The 219-nt window shown below is 46.6% G+C and carries 1 protein-coding gene; it reads right to left on the bottom strand.

Annotated features, from left to right (window positions below):
• Positions 1 to 219 (bottom strand): hypothetical protein (locus BCU84_RS20780; protein ID WP_157936250.1); only part of this gene is annotated, 219 nt, incomplete at both ends.

Here is a 219-nt window from a genome sequence, read left to right as displayed (position 1 = left end):
AATCACCAAATCAACGGTGATCGCCCCAGCCGTTGCATCTAATGCTTCAGTATCGTTGGCGCTTATTGGATTGCCGTTAGCGTCGGTTGCGGTGGCGACAATAGTAATATCACCATCCACTAAAGCAGATAAGTCGACATCATCAACTGAGTAAGTACCATCTGCATTGACAACCACATCTTCGATAACAATGGTGTTACCAGCGCTATCGGTAAGGGT

Origin of the sequence: Shewanella sp. 10N.286.51.B7 (assembly GCF_002873615.1) — a bacterium.
In the GTDB taxonomy this organism is placed as follows: domain Bacteria; phylum Pseudomonadota; class Gammaproteobacteria; order Enterobacterales; family Shewanellaceae; genus Shewanella; species Shewanella electrodiphila.
The sequence above is the reverse complement of the archived record's forward strand: the minus strand, read 5'-3'. Positions and strand labels throughout refer to the sequence as shown.